Origin of the sequence: Aeromonas molluscorum, from assembly GCF_051376105.1 — a bacterium.
GTDB classification, from domain to species: domain Bacteria; phylum Pseudomonadota; class Gammaproteobacteria; order Enterobacterales; family Aeromonadaceae; genus Aeromonas; species Aeromonas molluscorum.
This window is the reverse complement of sequence record NZ_JBPQCY010000002.1, coordinates 1,186,093-1,204,360: the sequence shown is the minus strand read 5'-3', so window position 1 is coordinate 1,204,360 and position 18,268 is coordinate 1,186,093. Positions and strand designations below refer to the sequence as shown.

General features: G+C 62.8%; 7 protein-coding genes. 6 read left to right on the top strand and 1 reads right to left on the bottom strand.

Features of this window, described 5'->3' with window-relative positions; genetic code table 11:
- The first annotated feature begins 100 nt into the window (after positions 1 to 100).
- The 6 genes from ACSMDR_RS16135 to ACSMDR_RS16110 are packed head-to-tail and all read left to right on the top strand — an operon-like array spanning position 101 to position 16,976.
- Positions 101 to 4,045 (top strand): DUF4347 domain-containing protein, encoded by a 3,945-nt coding sequence (locus tag ACSMDR_RS16135; RefSeq protein WP_436468896.1) that lies wholly within the window; start codon positions 101 to 103, stop codon positions 4,043 to 4,045.
- Positions 4,042 to 11,277, top strand: a complete 7,236-nt coding sequence (locus ACSMDR_RS16130) for a cadherin-like domain-containing protein (protein ID WP_436468895.1) — start codon at positions 4,042 to 4,044, stop codon at positions 11,275 to 11,277. The genes ACSMDR_RS16135 and ACSMDR_RS16130 overlap by 4 nt, the downstream gene beginning before the upstream one ends.
- Positions 11,278 to 11,292: 15 nt before the next feature.
- A complete protein-coding gene (locus tag ACSMDR_RS16125) occupies positions 11,293 to 12,819 on the top strand; it encodes a TolC family protein (protein ID WP_436468894.1) in 1,527 nt (508 codons plus the stop codon).
- Positions 12,803 to 13,597, top strand: coding sequence for an efflux RND transporter periplasmic adaptor subunit (locus ACSMDR_RS16120; RefSeq protein WP_083940379.1), 795 nt, complete (start codon positions 12,803 to 12,805; stop codon positions 13,595 to 13,597). The genes ACSMDR_RS16125 and ACSMDR_RS16120 overlap by 17 nt, the downstream gene beginning before the upstream one ends.
- The gene (locus ACSMDR_RS16115; RefSeq protein ID WP_436468893.1) at positions 13,594 to 14,877 is read left to right on the top strand and encodes an efflux RND transporter periplasmic adaptor subunit; all 1,284 of its coding nucleotides are present in this window, start codon (positions 13,594 to 13,596) and stop codon (positions 14,875 to 14,877) included. The genes ACSMDR_RS16120 and ACSMDR_RS16115 overlap by 4 nt, the downstream gene beginning before the upstream one ends.
- Positions 14,877 to 16,976, top strand: a complete 2,100-nt coding sequence (locus ACSMDR_RS16110; RefSeq protein WP_436468892.1) for a site-2 protease family protein — start codon at positions 14,877 to 14,879, stop codon at positions 16,974 to 16,976. The genes ACSMDR_RS16115 and ACSMDR_RS16110 overlap by 1 nt, the downstream gene beginning before the upstream one ends.
- 189 nt (positions 16,977 to 17,165) lie before the next feature.
- Here the strand turns inward: ACSMDR_RS16110 and glk are convergent, their stop codons facing one another.
- Positions 17,166 to 18,134 (bottom strand): glucokinase, encoded by a 969-nt coding sequence (glk, locus tag ACSMDR_RS16105; protein ID WP_436468891.1) that lies wholly within the window; start codon positions 18,132 to 18,134, stop codon positions 17,166 to 17,168.
- Between the last annotated feature and the right edge of the window lie 134 nt (positions 18,135 to 18,268).

Here is an 18,268-nt window from a genome sequence, read left to right as displayed (position 1 = left end):
AGTCACTGCCTTATGCATTTTTGCTCCATGTGGTGCATGGAAAATGTGCCTCATATGTGACATAACTAGAGCCATTCTCTGCCGCACGGAAGCGATAGCCATGGCCAAGCACTTTTCATCTGCAATTCTAAGACCCCATCAACAGATGCTGGCCCTGGAGCCACGCATACTGTTCGATGGTGCAGCCGCCGTCGCCGTGGACCATCAAAGCCAGGATAATCAGGACGCCCCCCAAACGGGGCCCGATCATGCCGAGCCCAGCCAGAGCAGCCAGCCTCGCCAGTTGCTGGTCGTCGATGCCCGTATCGAACAGGCCAGCCAGCTGACCAAAAACCTCGACAGCAACGTCAGCCTGCTTGTCATCGACAGCAAAACCGATGCCCTGACTGCCATCGGCGCCAAACTGGCCGAACTGGGCCAGGTCGACGCCATCCAGATCCTCTCCCACGGCGCCGCCGGGCAATTCACCCTGGGCGATCGCACGATCACGGCAGATAACCTGGCCAGCGTCGCCCAGCAGTTGCAAGGCTGGCAGAACCATCTGAGCGAGAATGCCGATATCCAGTTCTACGGCTGCCGGGTCGGCGCCGGCGACTCAGGCCAAGCCCTGGTCAGTGCCCTGGCCAAGTGGACCGGGGCAGATGTGGCTGCCTCCAGCGACGATACCGGCGCCAGCAACAAGGGAGGAGATTGGGATCTGGAGGTGCGCAGCGGCCTTATCGATCAACCGCTGGCCCTCAGCCGGGAAGCCGTGCAAGGTTTCGACAGCCTGCTCGCCAACGCCAGTCCCGAGACCAGCCTGCCAACGGGCAGCGGCACTGTACTGCTGGGTGATACTTTCGAGTTCACGGTGAATCTGAGCAATGGTGCCAGCCAGATTGGCTATGCCCCCTATGTGGATCTCTACCTGACCAGCACGGGCAAGGATGGCGACGATGGCATCAGCTTCGTCAAGGCAACCTACCTGGATCAGACCCTGAAGTTCCATCAGGTCGTCTTCGACGCTTCCGGCAACGCAGCCCACCCGCTCGCGGTCGACAGCAATGGCAACCCGCTCATCATCAGGGCGGCCGATGTCGGGCTCAGGGCCGGGGATACCATGATAGTGCTGGAGATCCCCTTTGGCAGCCTGAGCCAGGGGCAGCCGGACATTCCCATCGAGGTCACGGCGCGGCTGAGCAATCTGGCCGACACCAGCTACTCCAATGGCTCGCCTAGCCTCATCATAGGCACCCGCAGCGGCTTCCAGTACGGCAATGACTCCCTCAACAACCCCCAGAGCGACCCCAGCCTGGTCGAGAGCAGCATCCACAACTTTGTGGTCAACCCGACGGTAATCAGCTTCGAACAAAGCCTGGACATGCGGGAAGGGGAGACGGCCACCGGCCCCAACTTCGGTCATACCCTGACCCTGACCGCCATTCCGGCCGACGGCCAACCCTTGAGCAATGTGGTCATCACCCAGACCCTGCCCGCCAATATGCAGGTGACCGCCATCATCCCCGGTGCCAACGGCACCCTGACCTCCATCACCCTCTCCGATGGTCGCGTCATCACCAACCCGGCCCTGATGGATGCCGCCATCAATAGTGACAGCCTCTTTATCAGCGCCTTCACGGTCGAATACAGCACCCTGACCAGCGCCACCGATACCCTGGTCAAGTTTTACGTGCCCGATGCCGATGCCAACGGCCAGCAGGTGATAGATCCCAACAGCGGCGATGCGGTCCAGATAGTCATCGATGCCCCGACCGCCAGCGGCGAATGGGTTCCTCTCGACCCCAGGGATCTGATGGCACCGGCCACCAGCATAGATTTCGCAGGCCAGGGGGACATAGTCACCTTCACCGCCCGATCCATCGCCTTGCAAAAAGATGTCACCCTGAGCGTCGATGGCGGCAAGGCGGGTATCAGCCCGGGGGATACCCTGGATTACAGCGTCAAGATGGCGCTGTCTGACTACTTTGCCTTCGGAAAAACTATCTTTGGCGAGGGTCAGTTTGTCGTGACCGACACCCTGAGCGATGGTCAGACGCTGACCGGTGTTCCGACGCTGACCCTGACCCGCAACGGGGTCAGTGAAACCATCGCGCTGGTCTACAGCCAGACCCTCAATGCCGATGGCACCACCAGCATTACCTTCGACATAGGCCAGTCTCTGGCCAACGCCTTCCCGCTGATGAGCTGGCTGGCTGGCGATCTCGCCTTTGACACTGACCAGCAGGGCGCTACGCTGGCACTGTTGAGCTATAGCGCCCTGATCAGCCAAAGCTATACCCCCCCGGCCGGAAACCCCCAAAGCGAGATCAATGAGGGCGACGTGATTGGCAACAATGCCAGCGTCACCGCCACCATAGTAGAGAGCAATGTCAACCTGACCGGTGGTAGCGAGTCTGACAGCTCCCAGACCACCACCCGTATCCCCACCAGCCAGGTCGCCATCGACCTCACCGATATCAATGGCGGCGGTAATCCGGGGGGCGCCGTCGAACTTCACCCCGGCGATGATGTCACCTTCCAGCTCAGTTACGATCTGGTCACCGGGGATTATGAGCAGTTCAAACTTACCGTTTATCTGCCCCTGCCACTGTTTGATGTCAGCGGGATCAACTGGACGGAAGGCACAGGCGCCGGTCAGTGGCACTTCGGCAGTGGTGATACCAACCTGGGCGACATCGTCAGTGTCACCAATGGCCCGGGCAACTCCCTCATCTTCGACTTTGGCAACTATGCCACCAGCGACCTGAACGGCAGCCGTATCGAGATAGCCTTTACCCTGACCGTCGGCGATCAACCCTTCGCCGATCAGCGCGCACTCGATGTGCTTGCCCAGTCAAGCCAGGTCACCACCCTGGACAAGACTCAGCTCAGCAGCTCGGATGTCACCGTCATCACCTCAGTCGCCGAACCGGATCTCGCCATCGGCCACGGCGTCGTCTCTTCCAGCAATGGCACAGTCTCCGGTGCCACTGGCGCCTGGAATCCCCCCGGCTCTGGCGGCATTCCTTTCACTGCCCCAGTGACCGATATCAGCGCGGTGAATGGCGATGTCACCGACATAGACGGCGCTGATGCCCTGCGCCTGTCCACCGCCATCGAGAACCGGGGCGGTGGTGGCGCCTTCGATGTGGTCACCAGCATCAATTTACCCAGCGGCCTCTCCTTCGTGAATGGCTCCCTGGCCGATGCCAACCTGACGATTTATCGCGGCGATGGCACCTTGCTGGTGCTGGGCACCGATTACCAAGTCAGCGGCAATACCATCAGCTTCCTTGATGCGGGAGGCCAAGCCACTCTGCTGGCAGGACGGGATGGTTCAGATGCCGACGTGCTTGGCAGCAACCTCGTCATCATCACTTACGATGTGCAGGTCGCCGATGACATCAGGGCCAGCAGCACCCTGGAAACCAGCGCAGTATTGAGCAACTACGCCAGCATAGATAACGGCAACGATTTTACCCCCACGGACCTGGCCGACACGGCGGGCCAGCAGATCGCCGCCCCCACCCTCAGCATCGACTTCACCGGCGGCGATGCCGCCAATGCCTCCAGTGCGGGGCACACTTCCGGGACCAACCTGGTGGTCGGCGAGAGCATGGGGTACGACATAGTGGTGACCCTGCCGGAGGGAAGCACCCAGCAGCTGGACATAGACGACCTGATCCCCCCGGGGTTCAGGCTCGATACCGGCTACAACGGCGATCTGGGGTATGAGCTCATCACCACAGGATTCGCTGGCACCATCAGCACTCCCCTGCTCGCCGGTCTGGGGGGCACCCTGGACAGTGACGGAGTGGGTGCCCGCTTCAGCTTCAGTGTCAGCAGCGCCGATGCCGACAACGACGCGGGCAACAACAGCTTCACCATCCGGGTGCGTCTCATCGCCGATAACGTCGCCAGCAACCAGGATGGCATCACGCTCAGCAATGGCGCCGTCCTGCACTACCAGGATCCCGATGGTGATGTGGCGGGAGGCAGCGCCCAACTGCGTGATGTCACTGCGACCCCGGCCCCCAATGCCATCCCATCAGCCAGGGTCTGGTGAACCCTCCTCCCGAATACGGTTTCGAACAAGGGGATCTCGTCACAGTACAGATAGTGGTAGACAACAGCGGCCCGCTGGATGCCTTTGACATTCGGTTTACCGATAATCTGCCCGAGCAACTGAACAACTACACGCTGCTCTCCGTCTTCTATGACGGCATCGATGTCACAAGCCAGTTCGAGATAGTGAATAACGTGCTGCAGACCAAGGCGGATGCCGATCTGGATATCGCGGTTGGCAAGCAGCTGGTTGTGAACGTCAGCGGCGTGGTGCTGGCCACCGCCACCGATTTTGCCCAGATCAACAACCAGGCCGAGGTGCAGTGGACCAGCCTGGACGGCAGCGTTGGCACCAGTGCAGACCCAACTGGCGAGCGGACCGGCGCCGATGGTGTGCCGGGCAACGGCATCCTCAATGACTATCGCGCCGTCAGCCAGGGGTTGATCCCCATCGCCAGCGGCATCCTCATCTCCCGGGTGGGCGGGGTGACCGAAACCGGCGGTGGCGCCACGGATGCCATCAATGAGCAGGTGACGGTGGGCGAGATCATCCGCTACAAAGTGGTTGCCCTGATCCCGGAGGGGAACAACGACAACTATGAACTGCGCATAAGCCTGCCCAAGGGACTCAGTTTCCTCGACAAGGATCAGGTACGTCTGGCCTTCATCTCCAATGGCGGGGGGCTCAGCAGCAACCTGGACGGCAGCGCTATCACCAACGCCGATGTGATTGGCAATGGCAGCAGCAGCGAAGCCCAGGCCATATCCCCCACCCTGGCCAGCGAGCTGCAAGGCATGCTGGACGCCGGTCAGATCGAGATAGTGACCGATGCCGATGGCAATCAGACCATCATCTTCCGCCTGGGCGATATCAGCAACCTGGACTCGGACAGTGACCTTGAAGGGATCGCCATCGAGTTCAACGTGCGGGTTGATAACATACTGAGCAATCAGGCTGGCACTCAGCTCGGCGTCATCGCCAAGGACTATGTGGGCGCTGATGCCAACAACCTGACCCAGCGCGGCACCAGCCAGACTATCTATCAGGACATCATCGAACCTGTCTTGGGTAGCCTGGACAAGACGGTGGTTGGCTTTAATGCCAATCCGAGCAGCAACACTGGCAGTGCCAGCGTCCAGATAAGCTTCGAGCAAACTGGCGCCATGACGGCCTTTGAGCCACGCCTGACCGATGGCTTCCCCGGCGGCGGCAACTATGCCCTCACCAGCCTGACCATAGTGCAGGACGGCATCACTTATACCTATGACAGCGGTGACAGCGGCAATAACTTTGGCCTGCCTCCCGGCGTCAGCATCACAGTCACCCAAGGGGGCAGTTTCGCCGTCGATTTCTCCCAGCTGGATCCGGGCGCCAAGGTGACCCTGGTCTATCAGGTTGATTTGCCCAACGGCACCACCATTGCCGGCACCGATGCCACCTTGACCTGGTCCAGCCTGCCGGAAGATTTCACCAGCTGGGGTGGCTCAAGCGTCGGGGCGGATGGGGATGTCGGTGGCGAACGCACCGGCCAGGATGGCGCAGGCAATACGCTAAACAACTATGTGCTCACCAGCGCGGCGGGCCTTGGCATCATCAGCGGCACCCTCTGGAACGACACCGCCAGCGCAGACAGTGATACCAGCCCCGATGGCCCGGGACTTGCCCACCAGGAGGTGACCCTGGTCTGGGGCGGGCTGGATGGCGATCTCGCCACCACTGTGGACAACAAGAACTTCACCACCACCACGGATGACGATGGCCGCTTCTCGTTCGGCATTCTGCCCTCCGGTGTCTACCGCCTCGACGGCCCGGCGGGCAGCACCATCATGGACGCCAGCGCCGGTACACTGCAGATACGCATCGACAGCGATGGCGGGGCACTGGGTCAGATTGGCATCACACTCACCGAGTCGGGGATAGATGCGGGCCAGTATGAAGAGGGTGCCAACATCGGCTATGTGGAACTCAACGACGCCCCCACCCTGGGCAATACCAGCCCGAGCCAGAGCGTGGATGAGGATCTGGATCTCAACATCATCGGCCTCTCGGTCGCCGACATAGATGCGGGCAGCGGCGCCCTGACCCTCACCCTGACAGTGGGTTATGGGGTGCTTTCTCTGGGCAGTGCGACTGGCCTGAGTGTCGTCACCAATAATGGCGGCGCCCAGCTGGTGCTGACCGGCAACTTGGCCGCCCTCAATGCCGCCCTGCTGACCCTCAACTATCGGGGCAATCAGGACTACAACGGCAGCGACACCCTCTCGGTCCTGGTCAATGACAACGGCCAGTTCGGGGACAAGCTCGATGGCGACGGGATCCCCGGCAACGCCGAGGATGCCCTGACCGCCACCACCAGCATCCTCATCACCATCACCATCACCATCAACACGGTCAACGATGCTCCCATCGCCAACAACGACGGCGCCATCGCCGTCGAGGCGGGCGGCACGGCCAACAACCTGCCGGGCAATGATCCCCAGGGCAACTTGATCGGCAATGACACGGACGTGGATATCGCCACCAATGGCGACGCTCTGCACCTGGGCCTGGTCACCAGCCAGGCCACCGGCAACCAGGCCACCCCGAACTCCGCCGATATCCCGGTCACGGTGGAGGGTCAGTACGGCACCCTTTATCTGCTGGCGGGAGGGGGTTACCGCTATGTGGTCGACAACGACAACCCGGATGTCGAGGCATTGCGTCTGAGCGGCGACACCCTGACCGAGCGGTTCGATTACCAGCTGCTCGATATCGCCGGCGCCAGCAGCAGCGCCAGCCTCGCCATCACCATCCAGGGCGCCAACGATGCCCCCGTGGCCAGCGATGACGGAGGCAGCGCCACCGAGCAAGGAGTCGGCCAGGCAGGCACGGACGCCATCGGCAATGTGCTCACCAACGACACCGACATCGATGGGGGAGACGGCAAGACAGTCAGCAAGGCGGCCCTGGGGCCGGTCACGGATCTGAGCCAGATAGTGGATGTGCCCACCGGCAGCACCAGCGCCAATGGCGCCGTGATTGTCGGCCTCTATGGCAGCCTGACCCTGGGGGCTGACGGCAGTTATCGCTATGTGATCGACAATGGCAACGCCACCGTCCAGGCCCTGAGGCAGGGAGACACCCTCACCGAGACCTTCAGCTACCGGGTCACGGACCTTGGCGAGCTGCACGACATCGCCGCCCTGGTGATCACCATCAATGGCAGCAATGACGCGCCGGTGGCGGTGGATGACACCGGCAGTGCCGTCGAGGCGGGGGGCGTCGACAACGCCACCCCGGGCAGCGATGCCAGCGGCAATGTGCTCGACAACGACAGCGATCCCGATTCGGCCAACCCCAACGAGACGAAAACTGTCAATGACGTACGGACCGGCACCACCGCGAGCAGCGGCACTGCCGGTTCGCTGGGCAGCCCGCTCAGAGGCACTTATGGCTCGCTGACCCTCAACAGCGACGGCAGCTACCGCTACGTGGTCGATAACGACCTCCCGGCGGTGCAGGCCCTGCGCCTGTCTGGCAATACCCTGACCGACAGCTTCACCTACACCATGGTTGATGCCGCTGGTGCCACCAGTTCAGCCAACATCACCATCACCATTCAAGGGGCCAACGATGCCCCCACCGCCAGCGCCGATGTCGGCACCGCCAGCGAGGCCGGGGGCCTCAACAACACCACCCCGGGCACAGATGCCACCGGCAACGTGCTCAGCTACGACACGGATCCGGATCGCAACGGTGAGCAACTCACCGTCACCGGGGTCAGTATTGGCAGCAATAGTGCGGCCCCAGGCACCGCGCTGGTGGGCCAGTATGGCACCCTGACTCTCAATGCGGATGGCAGTTATCGCTATGTGCTCGACAACAACAACGCGACCGTGCAGCAGCTCTTGCCCGGAGATACCCTCACCGAACTCTTCGACTATCAGATAACGGATCTGGGTGGACTGACCAGCGCCTCCACCCTGACTATCACCATCCAGGGTAGCAATGACACACCGGTGGCAATCAATGATACTGGCACAGCCGTCGAGGCGGGGGGCGTCGACAACGCCACCCCGGGCAGCGATGCCAGCGGCAACGTCCTCGCCAACGATACCGATCCCGACGCGGCCAACCTGGCTGAAAGCAAAACCGTCAGCGAAGTACGGACCGGCGCCACTACTGGCAGCGGCACAGCGGGCACTATTGGTAGCCAGCTCAGAGGCACTTATGGCTGGCTGACCCTCAACAGCGACGGCAGCTACCGCTACGTGGTCGACAACGACCTCCCGGCGGTGCAGGCCCTGCATCTGTCTGGCAATACCCTGACCGATGCGTTCAACTACACCATGGTGGATGCTGCAGGCGCAAGCAGCCAGGCCAGCCTCACCATCACCATTGAGGGTGCCAACGATGCGCCCACCGCCATCGCCGATGTAGCAACCGCCATCGAAGCAAGTGGTGTCGGCAACAATATTGCGGGTACCAACCCCACTGGCGACGTCCTCCTCAACGACACGGATCCGGATCGCTACGGTGAGCAACCCACCGTCACCGGCGTCAGTTTCACTGGCAACAACGCCGCCCCCGGCACAGCCCTCAACGGGCTCTATGGCACCCTCACCCTCAACGCGGATGGCAGTTACAGCTATGTACTCGACAACAACAATGCCGACGTCCAAAAATTGCTGCCAGGGGAAACGCTCCGCGAGGTGTTCGACTATCAGATGAGGGATCTGGCTGGCTTGGTCAGCGCGTCTACCCTGACCATCACCATTCAGGGTCGCAATGACACACCGGTGGCAGTCAATGATACCGGCACAGCCGTCGAGGCGGGGGGCGTCAACAACAGCAACCCGGGCAGCAATGCCACCGGCAATGTGCTGAGCAACGATACTGATCCCGATTCGGCCAACGTCAACGAGACGAAGACCGTCAATGCCGTCCGTACCGGCACCACTGCGAGCAGCGGCACCGCCGGTTTGCTAGGCAGCCCGCTCAGAGGCACTTATGGCTGGCTGACCCTCAATGCCAATGGCAGCTACAGCTATGTTGTCGACAACAGCCTGGCTGCGGTGCAGGCCCTGCGTACCAGTGCCGATGTTCTGACTGACAGCTTCAGTTACAGCATGGGTGATGCCAACGGGGCCACCAGCTCGGCCAACCTCGTCATTCGCATCGAAGGAGCCAATGACGCCCCCGTCGCCAAGGACAACAATGGCATTGCCGTGGCCGACAACGGCGCCGGAAACGTCAGAAACCCCAGCGGCAACCTGCTCACCAATGACAGTGATGTCGACCGTGGTGATCGCCTGACCCTAACGGCAGGCCGTACCGGTGAAGAGCTGGCCGGTGGCAGCCTGGCCCCCGTTACTCAAGGATCCCCTCTGGTCTTGACCGGCCAGTACGGTACCCTGACGCTCTACCTCGACGGCAACTACCAATATGTGCTGGATATCAACAATGCCGATGTGCAAGGCCTGGGCCCCCTGCAGACCCTGAGAGACAACTTCACCTATCAGGCACAGGATCTCGCTGGCGGCGTCGACTTGGCCCAGCTCACGATCACCATTCGAGGCCGTAACGATGCCCCCGAGGCCAATCCGGATCAGGCCCTGGTGATCGAGGCGGGCGGGCTCAACAACGGCAAGCCGGGCCTGGATCCCAGCGGCAATGTGCTCGGCAACGACACGGATCTGGAAGGAGATACCCTGACGGTGACTGGCGTGCAGAACGCCGATGGCCAGGGGGCCAGCCTTGGCACTGTGCTTCGTGGCCGTTATGGGGATCTGGTCATGAATGCCGATGGCAGTTGGCACTACACCCTGGATAACACCCTGGCCGACGTGCAGGCACTGAGGGGCCCCAATCAGACTCTGACCGAGGTGTTCGATTATCAGATTCAGGATGTGTGGGGCGTCGGCAGCGCCAGCACCCTGACCCTCACCATTCGCGGCAGCAACGATACCCCTATCGCCGTCGATGACCAGGCCACCGCCATTGAAGCGGGCGGCGTGAACAACGCGGGCGCAGGTCTGGACCCGAGCGGTAACGTGTTGGACAACGACACCGACGTCGACAGCCAGGCCAATGGCGAGACCAAGACGGTGCTCACCGTCAGCACGGCCAGCGGCACCCGCGTGAATGCGGGCCAGACCCTGCAAGGGCGCTATGGCCAGCTCATTCTCAATAGCGACGGCAGCTATCGTTATCTGGTCGACAATGACAATCCTGAGGTCGAGGCACTGCGCTCGGCCAGTCAGACCCTCACCGAGGTGTTCAGCTACCGGATGCGCGATCAGGCAGGCGCCTTCTCCGAGGCACGCCTGACCCTGGTCATTCAGGGAGCCAACGACAACCCCGTGGCCCGGGATGACAGCGCGGTCGCAAACGATCAAGTCCAGCCGCCCCACACCTCGGGCAATGTGCTGCCCAACGACGGCGATGTCGACGCCAATGATCCCCTGCAGGTCACGGCGGTACGCAGTGGCAGCGAGAACGGCAGCGGCCAGGCAGGCCAGCTCGGTCAGCCTCTGGCAGGCCGTTATGGCTGGCTCACCCTCAATGGGGATGGCAGCTACAGCTACACCATCGATCTGACCAACAAAGAGGTATTAGCGGCCGCGGGCCTGGGGCAGGTACTGCAGGATGTGTTCACCTACACCCTGGGGGATGGCAGCAATGCCACCGACTTGGCCCAGTTGACCATCAATCTCGATATCTCGGCCCCCTATGTACCGCCTCCCGAGAAAGGCGGGGTTGGCCCCCATCAGCTCGACAGGCAGATAGACACTGCGCAGCAGACGGGGCTACCCGATGTCACTCCGGCCATCTTCATCACCCCTGTGGTGCAGCGGGTCGGGCTGGGACTCGATGCCAGCGGCGATCGCTCCGATGGCAGCCAGCTCTTCTTCGGTATGCCCCAGGAGATCCACAGCCAGAGCATAGGCCATGGCCTGGGCCAGATTGAGGGCACCTTCGTCGGCCAGAGCGTACTGGAAAGTGCCATGGCACAGGAGCTGGATCTGGCCAGCTTCCTCGGCCGCCATGGCCGGGTCGATCTCAATGCCGATGGGTTGCTCAGCGACGAATCCCTGTTTGCCCTGACACCACAAGATATGAAGGCCCCCTCGTCCCAGGGCGAGCGGCCGACCAAAGCCAACAGCTTTACTCGACAATTACAAGATGCCGCAGGGCGTCCCGCCGCACCCAAAGGGGATAATCAACCCTTTGTGACCAAATCAGGCGTTTGATTCTAAGGACAGATGATGCCAAGACACGCTCTTCGACCACTTACTCTCGCATCCACCTTGCTGCTGGGCGCCTGCAGCGCCCTGCCGCCCGAGGTTTACACCCCGCAGGACAAGCAGGAGAGGATCCGTCAGGATCGCAAGCTCATGTATGGCCAGCAGGAGCCCGTCACCCATCCCATCACCTTCTATGAGGCGGCGGCCCGGGCGCTCAAGTACAACCTCGACTATCGCCTCAAGCTGATGGAAGGGGCACTGGCCTCAAACCTGCACGACCTCTCCAGCTACGAGATGCTGCCCCGCGTAGTCGCCTCGGCCGGTTATGCCAGCCGCAGCAACGACTCCGGCGGCACCTCTATCGGTATTGAAGACAGGGAAGAGAGTCTGCGGGCCTCGACCTCCCAGGAGCGTTACCGCGACCTGAGCGGTCTTGGCTTGAGCTGGAGCCTGCTCGATTTTGGCGTGGCCTACTACCGCAGTCAGCAGAAGGGCGATCAGGTGATGATGGCGGAAGAGCGCCGCCGCAAGGTCTCCCAAAACGTGTTGCAAGATGTGCGCAGCGCCTACTGGCGCGCCCTCGGTGCCCAGCGGCTGTTGCCTCAGGTCGACAAGCTGATGGCTCGCACCCAGATGGCGCTCGATTCCGCCCGTCAGGCCGAAACCCAGGGGTTGCTGCCTCGTCAGGAAGCCCTTGCCTATCAACGCGCGCTGATCGACTCAGTCTCCCTGCTCAACCAGCGGCGCCAGGATCTGGAGTTCGCCCGTGCCGAGCTCTCCGCCCTCATGTCCCTGCCCCCCGGCAGCGAGATGGTGTTGGCCGATGAGCCAGAGCCCAATCTGCCGGTCCTGACTCAGCGAGTCGACAGCCTGGAGCAGATGGCACTGGAGAACCGCCCAGAGATCATGGAGGAGTGGTACCGCAAGCGCGCCAACCTGCAAGACATCAAGATTGCCAAGGCGGAGCTTTGGCCCAATGTCGGCCTGAACTGGGGTTATAACTACGACTCCAACAAGTATCTCTACAACAATCACTGGTCCGAAGCGGGTCTGCAGGTCTCCCTCAACTTGCTCAAATTCCTGCAACTGCCTGCTATCTGGAGCCTGGAAGAGTCCCAGGAAGCCACTGATGACGCCCGTCGGGTCGCCCTCTCCATGGCAGTGCTGACCCAGGTCAGGGTCGGGGTGCTGCGCTACAACCTGGCCTCCCAGGAGGTCGCCTTCGCCAACGAGAGTCTGCGGGTCGACGAAAGCCTGCTCAGTTATGCCAAAGCCGCCAACACCAGCAGCCAGGGCTCCGAACTCGAGGTGATCCGGGCCGAAGGCCGTTACCTGCTGTCGCGCTATCAGCGCGAGGCGGCATACTCCCAGGCTCAAGCGGCATGGGGACGGCTCTATAACTCGGTCGGCCTGGATGTGCAGCCCGACGAAATTGCCCAGAACGACATCAAGACCCTGTCTCATGCCATCGAAGTGACCATGAAGCGCCAGGCCAGCCAGGAGCTGATTGGCACCAACAGAGGAGTTCCTTATGCCCTTGCACGCTAAGCCCGGGCGCCCATTCGGGCCCTGGCTGTGGTTGGCGTTCATGCTGCCCCTGACCGCACAAGCCGAGAGCCCCCTCCCGGTCAGTGCCGCCATCCCCAACCTGGGCGCGGCCCAGGACGATCCCAATGCGATCCGCATCCTGCTCGCCGCCGAGTTGGAGGCGACCCTCTCCAGCCAGATGAGCGGCACCCTGGGTGAACTTCAGGGCAGACTCGGTCAAACGGTGAAGAAGGGGGCCACGCTGGCTCGGTTCGACTGCCGGGAAGGGGAAGCTCAGGCCAGAGTCGCCCGCGCTGAATTGCAGATGGCACGCCAGGATCTCAGTGCGAAGAGGAGCCTGCGCAAGCTTGATGCCGTTGGCGATCTCGAAGTGGCCATCGCCTCGACCGGGGTGCAGCGCGCCGAAGGGGCCGATGCCCTGGCCCGTGCCCGCAGCAGCTATTGTGACGTCAAGGCCCCCTTTGCTGGCCGCATCGCCCAGGTGCAGGCCAAACCCTATCAGACCATGAGTGCCGGCACCCCGCTGTTCGACCTGGTCAGTGATGGCCCGCTCAAGGTGCGGCTCAACGTGCCTTCCCGTCTGCTGCCAACGCTCAAGGAGGGTCAGCCCCTCGAGGTCAATGTGCTCGAAACGGGCAAGGCCTACCCGGCCAAGGTGAGCCGGATCAATGCCAGGGTTGATGCCGTGGCCCAGACGGTCGAGCTGGAGGCCAGATTGGAGGCATCTTATCCCGAGCTGGTCGCTGGCATGAGTGGCGTCGCCCGCCTGACCCAATGACGGAACGGCTCCCCTCCCCCCAGCTGCTGCTGGCCCTGACCGCGCTGCGGGACAGGGCCATGGCGGCCACCAGCCTCAACGCCCTCGCCTTCTCCATGGCCAACGACCTCTATCAGTTGTTGCCCTTCCATCAGGCGCTGGTATTCGCCCACCACGGTCAGGCCCAGGAGCTGCTCTGCGTCTCCGGTTTGGCCCGCCCGAGCGAGGACTCCCCCTACCTTATCTGGCTGGCGCGGGAGGCACTGGACCTGCCTGAATCGCTGGTCGACGGCTGGAGTGAATGGTGGCCGGACGGCGTCTTGTGCATCCCCATCCAGCAGCCAGAGGGGGGCAGGCTCGGCCTGGTCTGCCTGCTGCTGGAAGCGGAGCCACCCGCGGCTCTGCTGACCCTGATGCAGGGGGTCTGGCAGACCTGGGCCTACTGCTGGCATAGCCTGACCCACCAGCCACGGCTGCTGGGCTGGCGACCGAGTCGACGCCAATTGCTGCTGGTCGCCCTGGTGGCCGGGCTCATGCTGCTCATCCCGGTGCGCCAGAGCGCCTTGGCCCCAGCCGAGATAGTGTCGCGCCAGAGCCAGGTGATCAGCAGCCCGCTGGCGGGGGTCATCGCCGAGGTGGAGGTGCGCCCCAATCAGGCGGTCAGTGCCGGTACGCCGCTGTTTCGCCTCGATGAGACGACCCTTCGCAACCGTGCGGAAGTGTTGACCCAGGAGGTCGCGGTCGCCGACGCCGAGCTGCTCGCCGCCAGCCAGCGGGCCTTTGACAACCCCCAGAGCCGGCGGGAGTTGACCCTGCTCAGCGGCCGCGCCCAACAGAAGCGAGCCGAGCTCAATGGCGTCCAGTTGCAACTGGGCCGCAGCCAGGTGCTGGCCCCCGCCGCAGGGGTCGCCGTATTCAGCGATGCCAATGACTGGCTCGGCAAGCCGGTGGTGACCGGGGAGCGCATCATGCAGCTGGCGGATCCCGCCCGCCCCGCCATGCGCATTCAACTGCCGGTGGCCGATGCCATCGCCCTTGAGCCCGGCGCCGAGGTGGCCCTCTTCCTCACTGCCTACCCCTTGCAGCCCCTGCGCGGCAAAATATTGGAGACCAGCTATCAGGCACAGACCAACGCCGAGGGTGTGGTTGCCTATCGCCTGCTGGCCAGCATAGAAGAGGCCCCTGATCACGCGCGGCTTGGCCTGCACGGCACCGCCAAACTCTATGGTGAACGGGTACTGCTTGGCTACTATCTGCTGCGTCGCCCCCTGGCCGCCCTGCGCGCCTGGAGCGGGCTCTGATGCTGGACCCCGCCGACTTCCCCCTGCCAGCCCTGCGTGACGACCTGCAGCTTTGCCCGACTGGCCGCAACCCGGATGGGGAACCGGCCTGGCTCATCCAGGACAAGGTGGTCAATCGCTTCTACCGCATCGGCTGGTTTGAGTTCGAGTGCCTGGTGCGCTGGGCCGGACAGACCCCGCGCCGCTTGCAACAGGCCATCGCCGCCGAGACGGCCCTCCACCCGGAGGTAGAGCAGATATTGGGGTTCTGTCAATTTCTCGAACGTCACCAACTGCTGCGTCCCAGCCCTCAGGCCGTGGCGCGACTGTGCCAGGCGAGCGAGGGCAAGGCCTGGCTCACCGGCCGCTGGTGGCTGCACCATTACCTCTTCTTCCGGGTGCCGCTGCTGCGTCCCCAGGCCCGGCTGCAAGCACTGGTAAACCGGCTCGGCTGGCTGTTTCACCCCCTCACTGGCTGGGTTGTACTCGGGGCCAGCCTGCTCGGCATACTCCTGGTGCTGCAACAGTGGGATCAATTCACTCATGCGGTGGTGGAGTCCTTCTCCCTCGATGGGCTGTTCAGCTTCGCCCTCGCCCTCGCTCTGGCCAAGACGCTGCATGAGATGGGCCACGCCCTGGTGGCGACACGCCAGGGGGTCAGGGTCGCTCACATGGGGATCGCCTTCGTGGTGCTCTGGCCCATGCTCTATACCGACACCAGCGAGAGCTGGAAGCTGGCGCACTCCCGCCAGCGGCTCGCCATCGCCAGTGCCGGCATATTGACCGAACTGGCACTGGCCGGGCTGGCCACCCTGGGCTGGGCCCTGTGCGCAGACGGGGCACTGCGCAACGGCCTGCTCTATCTCGCCACCACCAGCTGGATACTGTCGCTGGCCCTCAACGCCAGCCCCTTCATGCGCTTCGACGGTTATTTCATCCTCTCGGATCTGCTCAACTTCCCGAACTTGCATGAACGCGCCTCTGCCCTGGCCCGGGTCGCCATGCGCCGTCGCCTGCTCGGTCTGATGGAGCCCTGGCCCGAACCCTTCCCGGCATCCAAGCGTCGCCTGCTGATCACTTTCGCCGTGGCGACCTGGCTCTACCGACTGGTGCTCTTTCTCGGTATCGCCGTCGCCGTCTATTTACTCTTCTTCAAGCTGTTGGGGATCCTCTTGTTCTGCGTCGAAATCAGCTGGTTCATCCTCCTGCCCGTCTGGCGGGAGCTCAAGCACTGGTGGCAGGAGCGGGCCAAGGTCGCCCGGCCCCGCCGACTCTGGCTCGGTCTCTCTCTGCTCACCCTGCTCACCCTGCTGGCCCTGCCCTGGCACAGCGAGATCAACGGCAGCGGCGTGGCCCGCGCCGAACGGCAACTGCCGGTATTTACCCCCTTCCCCGCCAGACTGGACGCCTTGCGCCCCATTGGCCCGGTCAAGGCAGGCGAGCCACTGCTGCAACTGGTGGATCCGGATTTGGCCTGGAAGGTACGAAGCAATGAACAGAACATACAGAGCTACGGCGCTCGCTTGGGCGGCATGGTGGATGATCCTCAGGGTCTCAATGAACAAACGGCGACGAGAGAGCGGCTGCGGGTGCAATACCGGGAGGCAAGTGCTACCCGCGCCGAGATAGCAAGGCTCAAGCTGCAAGCGCCCTTCGATGGCCTCTGGCTGGATGTGGATCCCGAATGGCAGCCGGGTCAGTGGCTCAATAGCGAGCAAGCGGTCGGCATACTGGTCGATCCCAGCAGCTGGCAGCTCGATGCGTATGTGGCGGCAGACGATGTCGCTCGCCTGCAACTGGGCAGTCAGGTTCGCTTCTACCCGGACGGCGTCCTCGCCCCCCTGTCCGGCACCCTGGTCGACATAGCCCCGACCCGGGCCAGCAAGCTCAAGTACCCCATGCTTAGCTCCCGCTTTGGTGGCCCCATCGCCACCAGCAACCAGGGGCAGGATCTGGTGCCGACCCACACCTTGTTCCTGGTGCGCATCCAGCTCGGGCAGGCTCCCGCCAGCTTGCGCGAGACCCGGGGCAAGGTCGTGCTGAGCGGCAGCGAGCGCAGCCTGCTCGGCGAGGCGGCAACCCAGCTCGCGTCTGTCCTGCTGCGCGAGAGCGGTTTCTAAATCCTCTTTGGTAAGCCCATCAAAACACAGGCATAAAAAAACCGGCCCATAGGGCCGGTAAATACAGTTCAGGCTTTGTCAGGTGACAAACACACTCAGCGGGTGACTCGCTACTCCGCGTCCTGCGGACCTCACGAGTCTTGAATGCGTGGGTTCACTATAAGCCGCCGTGGCTTAATTGGGGCTGAATCAGAGCGCTATCCCCATGGCCTGACGCAGATAGGCGCCCGCGCCGAGCAAGCCCGGCCCCTGATGAGTGATGAGGAAGACCGGTATCTCCTTGAGATAGGGCTTGAAACGCCCCTTGTCTTCGAACGCCACCCGAAAGCCGGAGGCGAGGAAGAACGCCTGGAAACGCGGCACTATGCCACCGGCAATATAGACGCCGCCAAAGGTGCCCATGTTGAGCGCGAGGTTGCCCGCAAAACGTCCCATCAATACGCAGAACAGGCTCAGGGTGCGACGGCAATCGAGACAGGATCCCGCCAGCGCCCGCTCGGTGATGTCCTTGGGGGCCAGCTCGGCTGGCTCGCGACCATCGGATTTGACCAGACCACGGTAGAGATTCACCAGCCCGGGGCCTGAGAGGAAACGCTCGGCCGAGACATGGCCCAGCTCACCGCGCATCACCTGCAACACGGCATCTTCTTCTTCCGTGTTGGCGGCAAAGTCAGTGTGCCCCCCCTCTCCCGGCAGACTCAGCCACTGGCCCGCGGCCTGCACCAGATGCGCGACCCCAAGGCCCGTGCCCGCCCCATAGATGGCCACCGGCTTGCCTGGCTGGGCCTGGCCGCCACCGAGCTGGATCTTGTCATCCTCACCAAGCACAGGCACCGCCATGGAGACGGCGGTGAAGTCGTTGATCACCAGCAGACGAGTCAGTCCCAGGCTGGCCTGCATCTGCTCGATGGAAAATGCCCAGCTGTGGTTGGTCATGGCCACCCAGTCGCCATTGACCGGGCAGGCGATGGCGATGCAAGCCTCACTCACCAGCACCTGATGTTCGGCGAGATAGAGACGGATCACCGCCTCCAGGGAGGGGTGCTCCAATCCGGAATAGGTCTTTGGCAAGGTGATGGTGCCTGAGCTCAATTCACACAAAGCAAGCCTGGCGTTGGTGCCGCCGACATCGCCAACCAGGGCATGGGTATGCTGCATAATCACTCCTTCGTTCCTTCGTTAAGGGCCCGGCAGTGCTGACACCCGAGCTTATTATTTGGCTGGGATTCTACCCGAGGCGCTCCCTGGCGAGGGGAGCCAGACACCACAAACGTGCGCGAGCTCACAGTGTT

Bases quoted from the DNA above. Each gene is read 5' to 3' on its own strand.
- ACSMDR_RS16135 (WP_436468896.1), top strand. From the start codon at position 101: ATGGCCAAGCACTTTTCATCTGCAATTCTAAGACCCCATCAACAGATG.
- ACSMDR_RS16125 (WP_436468894.1), top strand. From the start codon at position 11,293: ATGCCAAGACACGCTCTTCGACCACTTACTCTCGCATCCACCTTGCTG.
- ACSMDR_RS16120 (WP_083940379.1), top strand. From the start codon at position 12,803: ATGCCCTTGCACGCTAAGCCCGGGCGCCCATTCGGGCCCTGGCTGTGG.
- ACSMDR_RS16115 (WP_436468893.1), top strand. From the start codon at position 13,594: ATGACGGAACGGCTCCCCTCCCCCCAGCTGCTGCTGGCCCTGACCGCG.
- ACSMDR_RS16110 (WP_436468892.1), top strand. From the start codon at position 14,877: ATGCTGGACCCCGCCGACTTCCCCCTGCCAGCCCTGCGTGACGACCTG.
- glk (WP_436468891.1), bottom strand. From the start codon at position 18,134: ATGCAGCATACCCATGCCCTGGTTGGCGATGTCGGCGGCACCAACGCC.